General features: G+C 43.4%; 8 protein-coding genes and 1 tRNA gene. All 9 read right to left on the reverse strand.

All coding sequences use genetic code 11. From position 1 onward, the window contains the following. Positions 1-131 precede the first annotated feature (131 nt). Entirely contained in the window at positions 132-4,220 is a 4,089-nt protein-coding gene (gene rpoB, locus FTT78_RS04820; protein ID WP_131260966.1) for a DNA-directed RNA polymerase subunit beta, read from the reverse strand. Between the two features lie 307 nt (positions 4,221-4,527). Then, positions 4,528-4,899 (reverse strand): 50S ribosomal protein L7/L12, encoded by a 372-nt coding sequence (gene rplL / locus FTT78_RS04825; protein WP_004975779.1) that lies wholly within the window; start codon positions 4,897-4,899, stop codon positions 4,528-4,530. A gap of 48 nt (positions 4,900-4,947) precedes the next feature. Beyond that, positions 4,948-5,454: a 50S ribosomal protein L10 gene (gene rplJ / locus FTT78_RS04830; RefSeq protein WP_004975777.1), complete on the reverse strand. Its 507-nt coding sequence runs from the start codon at positions 5,452-5,454 to the stop codon at positions 4,948-4,950. A gap of 321 nt (positions 5,455-5,775) precedes the next feature. After that, complete coding sequence (gene rplA / locus FTT78_RS04835) at positions 5,776-6,471, reverse strand: 50S ribosomal protein L1 (protein WP_004975774.1); 696 nt, start codon at positions 6,469-6,471, stop codon at positions 5,776-5,778. Positions 6,472-6,474: 3 nt separating this feature from the next. Next, positions 6,475-6,903, reverse strand: a complete 429-nt coding sequence (gene rplK, locus FTT78_RS04840) for a 50S ribosomal protein L11 (protein ID WP_004975771.1) — start codon at positions 6,901-6,903, stop codon at positions 6,475-6,477. 116 nt (positions 6,904-7,019) lie between these two features. Next, a complete protein-coding gene (gene nusG, locus FTT78_RS04845; RefSeq protein ID WP_004975770.1) occupies positions 7,020-7,553 on the reverse strand; it encodes a transcription termination/antitermination protein NusG in 534 nt (177 codons plus the stop codon). 7 nt (positions 7,554-7,560) lie between these two features. Then, a complete protein-coding gene (gene secE, locus FTT78_RS04850; RefSeq protein WP_004975769.1) occupies positions 7,561-8,001 on the reverse strand; it encodes a preprotein translocase subunit SecE in 441 nt (146 codons plus the stop codon). 73 nt (positions 8,002-8,074) lie between these two features. Beyond that, positions 8,075-8,150 (reverse strand) — tRNA-Trp (locus FTT78_RS04855). A 51-nt stretch (positions 8,151-8,201) separates the two neighbouring features. Continuing rightward, positions 8,202-9,079 (reverse strand): elongation factor Tu (tuf, locus tag FTT78_RS04860; RefSeq protein ID WP_180043867.1); only part of this gene is annotated, 878 nt, incomplete at its 5' end.

Here is a 9,079-nt window from a genome sequence, read left to right on the forward strand (position 1 = left end):
GTTTTCACATCCCAACTGGGTCACAAATATTGTTTTTTAACTGAGTTTTAATCCCCCTTAATCCCCCTTTTTCAAAGGGGGAAAAGTCCCTCTTTTATAAAGAGGGATTTAGGGAGATTTAATGGAGATGCTTAGTCACCATTTTTCAGTTCAATGTTGATACCTAAAGAACGGATCTCTTTGGTCAATACGTTAAACGATTCAGGCATACCTGGGTCCATATAATGGTTACCATCTACAATGTTCTTATAGATACGGGTACGACCTTCAACGTCATCCGACTTCACAGTGAGCATTTCTTGAAGCGTGTATGCAGCACCGTATGCTTCAAGTGCCCAGACTTCCATCTCACCGAAACGCTGACCACCGAATTGTGCCTTACCACCCAACGGCTGTTGCGTTACAAGTGAGTAAGAACCTGTAGAACGTGCGTGCATCTTGTCATCCACCAAGTGGTTGAGTTTGAGCATGTACATATAACCTACAGTCACTGGACGGTCAAATTTCTCGCCTGTACGACCATCGTACAACACGGTTTGACCAGAACGTGGTAATTCAGCCAGTTCAAGTAATTCTTTAATTTGACCTTCTTCTGCACCATCAAATACAGGAGTAGCCAACGGAACACCTGCACGTAAGTTGCCAGCCAATACCAAGATTTCATCATCAGTTAAGCTGTCAAGATCTTCTTGCTCGCCACCGACTTTGTTATAAATCTTGTCTAGGAACTCACGTAGTTCAGCAATTTCGCGTTGTTGTTTGAGCATTTTATCAATTTGCTCACCCAAACCTTTGGCTGCCATACCCAAGTGTGTTTCAAGAATCTGACCCACGTTCATACGCGATGGTACGCCTAGCGGGTTCAATACGATATCTACTGGTACACCGTTAGCATCGTGTGGCATGTCTTCTACAGGCAAGATGTTTGATACAACACCTTTGTTACCGTGACGACCCGCCATCTTGTCACCCGGTTGGATGCGACGTTTAACAGCAAGGTAAACTTTAACAACTTTCAATACACCCGTAGTGAGTTCATCGCCTGTAGAAAGCTTACGTTTCTTCTCAGCGAATTTCTCATCAATTTCAAAGCTCTTCTCTTTCAAGAAAGTTTGAATTTGAGTTAAACGCTCAGCGATTGCTTCATCACTTGGTTGAATTTCAAGTAGATCAACTAACTCTAAACCAGACAACACATCTTCAGAAAGTTTGTCACCACGTTTAGTTGTACCGCCACCGTTAGATTCTTGACCTTTCAATAAGCGGATAATACGTTCACGCGCTGCTTCTTCAAAGATTTTGTATTCTTCTTTCAAGTCTTTGCGATACGCATCAAGCTGTGCTTTTTCAATCGCTTGCGCACGTTCGTCTTTTTCTAAACCATCACGAGTAAAGACTTGAACGTCAATCACAGTACCTTTAGTACCCGATGGAACGCGCAATGATGAATCTTTCACATCTGCGGCTTTTTCACCGAAGATTGCGCGAAGCAATTTTTCTTCAGGGGTTAACTGAGTTTCACCCTTAGGCGTTACTTTACCAACAAGGATGTCGCCTGCAGTAACTTCAGCACCAATGTAAACGATACCAGACTCGTCTAGTTTAGACAGTGCAGCTTCGCCCACGTTTGGAATATCAGCCGTGATTTCTTCCGCACCCAATTTGGTATCACGTGCAACACATGACAACTCTTGAATGTGAATCGAAGTTAAGCGATCTTCTTGAAGTACACGCTCAGAAAGCAAGATAGAGTCTTCGTAGTTATAACCATTCCAAGTCATGAACGCGACGCGCATGTTCTGACCGAGTGCAAGCTCACCACCATCTGTAGATGGACCGTCAGCCAATACATCACCACGACCTACCTTATCACCCATCTTCACCAAAACTTTTTGGTTAATACAAGTGTTTTGGTTTGAACGTGTGTATTTGATCAGGTTGTAGATATCTACACCTGCTTCACCCGCGATCATTTCTTCTTCGTTAACACGAATCACCACACGTGAAGCATCGACATATTCAATACGACCACCACGGTTTGCAATCACACATACACCTGAGTCATGTGCTACGTTCGCTTCCATCCCTGTACCCACAAGTGGTTTATCAGCGATAAGCGTCGGAACAGCCTGACGTTGCATGTTCGATCCCATCAAGGCACGGTTGGCGTCATCGTGCTCAAGGAATGGAATCAGTGATGCTGCTACAGATACAACCTGCTGTGCAGAAACGTCCATGTGCGTCACGCGCTCTGGCGGCATACGCACGAAGTCACCTTGGTGACGTACAGATACGAATTCTTCTGTTAAATTGCCATCTTGGTCTACGCTTGAGTCCGCTTGCGCAATGATCGTGCCCACTTCTTCAATTGCAGATAAATACTCAACCTCATCGGTTACACGACCATCAACCACTTTACGGTATGGCGTTTCCAAGAAGCCAAAATTATTACATTTTGCATAAACAGAAAGCGAGTTGATCAAACCAATGTTTGGACCTTCAGGCGTTTCAATTGGACACACACGACCATAGTGAGTTTGGTGTACGTCACGTACCTCAAAGCCTGCACGTTCACGTGTCAAACCACCTGGACCAAGCGCAGATACGCGACGCTTGTGGGTAATTTCAGACAACGGGTTGTTTTGGTCCATGAACTGAGACAATTGGCTTGAACCAAAGAATTCTTTGATTGCAGCAGCCACTGGCTTCGCATTGATTAAATCTTGCGGAGACAGGTTGTCTGTTTCAGCTTGTGACAAACGCTCTTTTACAGCACGCTCAACACGTACCAAACCAACACGGAATTGGTTTTCAGTCATCTCGCCCACTGAACGTACGCGACGGTTACCCAAGTGGTCGATATCGTCGACTTCACCTTTACCGTTACGGATTTCGATCAATGTTTTAAGTACATCGGTAATGTCTTCGTTAGACAAAATACCTTCAACTTCACGTGATTTCTGATCTGTACCCACTTCGTAAGGACGACCCAAACGACGGTTGAACTTCATACGACCTACTGGCGATAAATCATAACGCTCAGAAGAGAAGAACAAGTTATTGAACAGATTTTCAGCGGCTTCTTTCGTCGGTGGCTCACCTGGACGCATCACTTTGTAGATTTCTACCAAAGCATCTTCACGACCAACAGTTGTATCTGCACGTAAGGTGTCCGCAATGAACGAACCACGGTCGATGTCATTGGTGAATAGGATGTTAAATTGTTTAACACCACCTTCTGCAAGTTTCACCATGATTTCATGGCTTAACAAGGTGTTTGCAGCAATCACATCGCCATCTTTTAGCTGGATGTCTTCTGCAGTAATACGTTCGTACAAGTACTCATCAGGAACTGAAAGCTTCTCAAGACCAGCTGCTTCCATTTGACGTACGTGACGCGCATTAATGCGTTTACCTTGCTCAACAATCACTTTGCCGTCAGTATCAGTGATGTCAAATTGTGCCATTTCGCCACGTAAGCGTTCTGGGACAAGGTCAATTTGGTAGCTACCCATGTCTAAATAGACAGGTACTTTCTCAAAGAACAAGTCTAGGATTTGTTCATTGCTATAGCCCAATGCACGCAACACTACAGTCGCAAGCAATTTACGACGACGGTCAATACGCACATAAACGAGGTCTTTGGCATCGAATTCAAAGTCTAACCATGAGCCACGGTAAGGAATAATGCGTGCTGAATACAACACTTTACCGCTCGAGTGGGTCTTACCTTTATCGTGGTCAAAGAACACGCCTGGTGAACGGTGTAATTGAGAAACAATTACACGCTCAGTACCGTTAATCACAAAGGTACCGTTATCCGTCATCAATGGCATTTCGCCCATGTAGACTTCTTGCTCACGCACATCTTTGATTGATTTCGTTTCACGATCTTTAATGATCAAACGAATTTTTACGCGCATTGGTGCCGCATAAGTTGAGCCGCGAAGAATACACTCACGTACATCAAACTCAGGCTTACCAAGACTATACTCAACAAATTCTAAAGCAGCATTGCCAGAATAACTTTCTATAGGAAAAACTGAACGAAATGCGGCTTGGAGACCGATATCTTCGCGGCTTTTTGGAGTTTTGCCATCTTGAAGGAAAGTACGGTACGAGTCGACTTGAATCGAAAGCAAGTACGGTGCATCCATTACTTGGGGCAATTTACCAAAATTCTTACGGATCCGTTTCTTTTCGGTATATGAGTATGCCATCTGGAGTCCTCGGAAAGTAAACTAAACCCGCCTGCAGAACGGGTTTAGAAGGAATTACGCAGGCCGATATGGCCACCACTCTTTACAAATGCTGCAATTTTTAGTGGTATTAAAACGCTTAACAATATTTTTAAATGTGGAAAAATATTGGTAAGCGTTTGATTTTATTGATTTATATTGTTTTCGATGGTTTTCCCATCATTCAAACAAAAATCGAGCCGATAATTGTAACGCAAAAAGGCTGATGACCCAAGAGCCATCAGCCATTTTTTGGAGTCGATTATAAAAAAATCGACTCCCCTTAAGATTACTTAAGTGTAACTGTAGCACCAGCTTCTTCAAGTTTCTTCTTAAGCTCTTCACCTTCTTCTTTAGAAACAGCTTCTTTGATCACTGAAGGAGCGCCTTCAACGATGTCTTTAGCTTCTTTAAGACCAAGGCCAGTAGCTTCACGAACTGCTTTAATTACAGCAACTTTGTTCGCACCGAAAGAAGTCAACTCAACGTTGAATTCAGATTGCTCTTCTGCAGCAGCAGCGCCAGCGCCTGGAGCAGCAGCAACAGCAACAGCAGCAGCTGATACATTGAATTTCTCTTCAAAAGCAGAGATAAGTTCAACAAGTTCAAGAACAGTTTTTTCAGCAACTGCGTTTAAGATTTCTTCGTTAGTTAAAGCCATGAGAATAACTCCAAATGGAAATTGAATGGTGTGGAAATAAATTTAAGCTTATGCAGCTTCTGACTCGTTTTTCTCTTTGAGCGCAGTAATAAGGCGACCCAATTTCGAAATAGGAGCTTGAAGAACGTTTGCAAGCATAGTAAGCGCTTTTTCTTGGTTCGGAAGATTCGCAATTACGCTAACTTCAGCACCTTTATAAAGTTTGCCGTCAAATGCAGCAGCTTTAAGTTCAAATGCTTTATTCGTTTTAGCGAATTCTTCGAACAAGCGTGCAGCTGCACCCATGTCGTCTTCAGAAGTTGAGAAAGCTAAAATTGTTGGGCCAACAAGGTTGTCGTTCAAGATCGTGAATTGCGTATCTTGAAAAGCACGTTTAGCCAAAGTATTACGTACAACACGTGTAGTAACACCTAATTTACGCGCTTCAACACGTAGAGCCGTTAATTGCTCAACGCTCATACCTTGATAGTCAGCAACAACAGCAGAGAACGCTTTAGAAGCAACTTCGTTAACTTCTGCTACGATCTGTTTTTTGTCTTCGATAAGAAGAGCCATTGTAAAACCTCCTAACGGTGATTTATGTGCTTACGTGAAGCACACTCCCAATTCGTAAATTCATTGCTGAACTTACACGCGGAGGAGGAATAAATCACACCACCGCGTCTACCCAGGCTGGAAGATTAAGAAAGCAGCATAAAACTACTCTCGCCTGAGGTCTTTGACGCTGATAAATTCTCATTTACCAATTCAAAGTCCGCCTGAATGTCCCCCTCTCCTGCTAGAAGAGGGTTAGGGAGAGGTTTAACCCTCATCCCGACCTTCTCCCAGAGGGAGAAGGAGACTTTTCAGGACTTTAAAATTCTTTCTAAGTCAGACTTAGTTAGAAACGTTCTGTACATCAATAACAAGACCAGGACCCATAGTAGAGCTCAAAGTGATCTTTTTGATGTATACGCCTTTAGAAGTTGCAGGCTTTAACTTTTTCAAGTCAGCAACTAAGGTTTCAACGTTTGAACGAACTGCTTCAGCAGTAAAGCCAACTTGACCAATCGCAGCGTGGATAATACCCGCTTTGTCTACACGGTAACGCGCTTGACCTGCTTTTGCATTTTTAACTGCAGTCGCAACGTCAGGAGTTACAGTACCCACTTTAGGGTTTGGCATTAAGCCACGTGGACCAAGAATCGTACCCAACTTACCTACTACGCGCATTGCATCCGGAGCTGCAATCACAACGTCAAAGTCAAGGTTACCCGCTTGAATGCTTTCAGCTAAGTCGTCGAAACCAACTACGTCTGCGCCTTCAGCTTTAGCAGCTTCTGCAGCAGCACCTTGAGCGAAAACAGCTACACGTACAGTTTTACCAGTACCTGCAGGAAGTGTAGTCGCACCACGAACAACCTGATCAGATTTACGTGGGTCAACACCTAGGTTTACCGCAACATCCAAAGATTCTTTGAATTTAGCAGCAGGAAGGTTGTTTAGAACTTCAACTGCTTCTTCCAAAGTGTAAACTTTGTTTGCTTCTACAGCAGCAGCAATGGCTTTTTGACGTTTAGTTAACTTTGCCATGTCTTATAGCTCCACATCCAAGCCCATAGAACGTGCAGAACCAGCAATGGTACGCACACGTGCTTCTAAATCAGCACCAGTTAAATCTGGTTCTTTAGTAGTCGCGATTTCTTCTAATTGAGCACGAGTCAACTTACCAACTTTGTTTTTGTTAGGTACAGCTGAACCCTTTTGAATGCCTGCAGCTTTCTTAAGAAGAATTGCAGCAGGAGGAGTTTTCATGATGAATGTGAACGACTTGTCGTTGTACACAGTGATCACTACAGGAATTGGCAAACCTGGTTCAACTTTTTGTGTAGCAGCATTGAATTCTTTACAGAATGCCATGATGTTAACACCACGTTGACCTAATGCAGGACCAATTGGTGGAGATGGATTCGCTTTACCAGCTGGAACTTGCAGCTTGATATAGCCGTCAATCTTCTTAGCCATTTCAAATTACCTCTGGGTACAAACGCCGCTAGGCTCCCCAATATTTTAAGTAACGATACCGTTACAACAACAATGCCCGATTCATCATAAATCGGGCGTTTTCCAACCACTCAAACTTAAACGGATTTTTCGACTTGACGAAATTCCAGCTCAACCTGAGTAGGTCGATTAAATACATTAATTGTCAACGTTAAACGTGACTTCTCGTATTGAACTTCTTCCACCACGCCTTTAAAGTCGGTGAATGGACCATCAATCACAAGTAATTCTTCGCCTGGTTCAAACATCGTCTTCGGACGAGGTGCTTCACCAGTATTGCGTACACGTGCAAGAATCGCGTCAGCTTCTTTTTGCGTAATTGGGGCAGGCTTTTCTGCTGTACCACCAATAAAACCTAAAACTTTTGGACACTCTTTAACAATGTGCCAAGTTTCATCGTTCATTTCCATTTCAACCAATACATAGCCTGGAAAGAACTTACGCTCTGACTTACGTTTCTTACCATCCTTCATTTCTACCACTTCTTCGGTAGGAACAAGGACTTCACCAAAGCTATCGGCAACAGCGCTACGCTGGATTCGATCATTAAGCGAACGCATCACTTGTTTTTCATAACCTGAGTAGGCATGAATAATGTACCAACGTTTCATAGCTCTTTTACCCGATAATTAACTTGATTGCCCAGCCTAACAAATAGTCAAAACACCACAATACAATTGAAGTGACTACAACAACAATCAATACATGCCATGACGTTGTTACAGTTTCCTGTTTAGTAGGCCAAGTGACTCGACGTAACTCAATACGTGAATCTTTAAGCAAACGAACAAAGCCTTTGCCTTGATGGGTGGCGTATAATAAACCTAAAGCCACAACGATACAAGCCAAAATTACCCCAACACGCACCCAAATATCATTGGCTGGTGCCCAATACGCAGGAAGATGCTGATTCACCATCATCGAAGCGATGAATAAAATCAAAGCGATACCCCACAACACGTAGTCTAATGGAGAACTCGATTGAACAACTTCAGCAGAATTATTTCTTTGAGGGATTGGCGCGTCGCTTAATGCGTCACGCGATTTATCATTCGACATTTTTGTACTCGTCGTAGAATTCGCGACTTATTATATGACTAGATTAGCCGACATCAAGCTTTTTTAAAAAAAGTGGCAGGCCAGGAGGGACTCGAACCCCCAACATTCGGTTTTGGAGACCGACGCTCTACCAATTGAACTACTGACCTACAAAACAGAACGAGAGCCAAAGCTCTCGACCTGTTTAACACATTCTATAATTATGCTGTTACTTTAGCAACAACACCCGCACCTACAGTACGACCACCTTCACGGATCGCAAAACGTAGACCTGGGTCCATTGCGATTGGGTGGATTAATTCTACTGACATTTCAACGTTGTCACCTGGCATTACCATTTCAACGCCTTCTTTCAACTGGATTGCACCAGTTACATCAGTTGTACGGAAATAGAATTGTGGACGGTAACCGTTAAGGAATGGAGTGTGACGACCACCCTCTTCTTTAGAAAGTACGTATACTTCCGCATCGAATTTAGTGTGTGGCTTGATTGTACCTGGCTTAGCAAGTACTTGACCACGTTGTACGTCTTCACGCTTAGTACCACGTAAAAGAACACCACAGTTCTCGCCCGCACGACCTTCGTCAAGAAGTTTACGGAACATTTCTACGCCAGTTACAGTTGTTTTAACTGTGTCTTTGATACCAACGATTTCAACTTCTTCGCCTACTTTCACGATACCAGTTTCTACACGACCAGTTACTACTGTACCACGACCAGAAATAGAGAATACGTCTTCGATTGGCATTAAGAATGCTTGGTCGATTGCACGTACTGGCTCTGGGATGTAAGTATCAAGCGCTTCAACAAGAGCAACTACAGCATCTTCACCATATTGACCTGATTCACCGTTAAGTGCAGCAAGTGCTGAACCACGGATTACTGGAGTGTCGTCGCCTGGGAAGTCGTAAGTAGAAAGAAGTTCACGAACTTCCATTTCAACTAATTCAATTAACTCTTCGTCGTCTACGATATCGCATTTGTTTAAGAATACGATGATGTAAGGTACACCTACCTGACGAGAAAGAAGGATGTGTTCACGAGTTTGTGGCATTGGACCATCAGTCGCTGAACAAA

The organism is Acinetobacter sp. YH01011 (assembly GCF_013420785.1).
Lineage (GTDB): Bacteria > Pseudomonadota > Gammaproteobacteria > Pseudomonadales > Moraxellaceae > Acinetobacter > Acinetobacter towneri.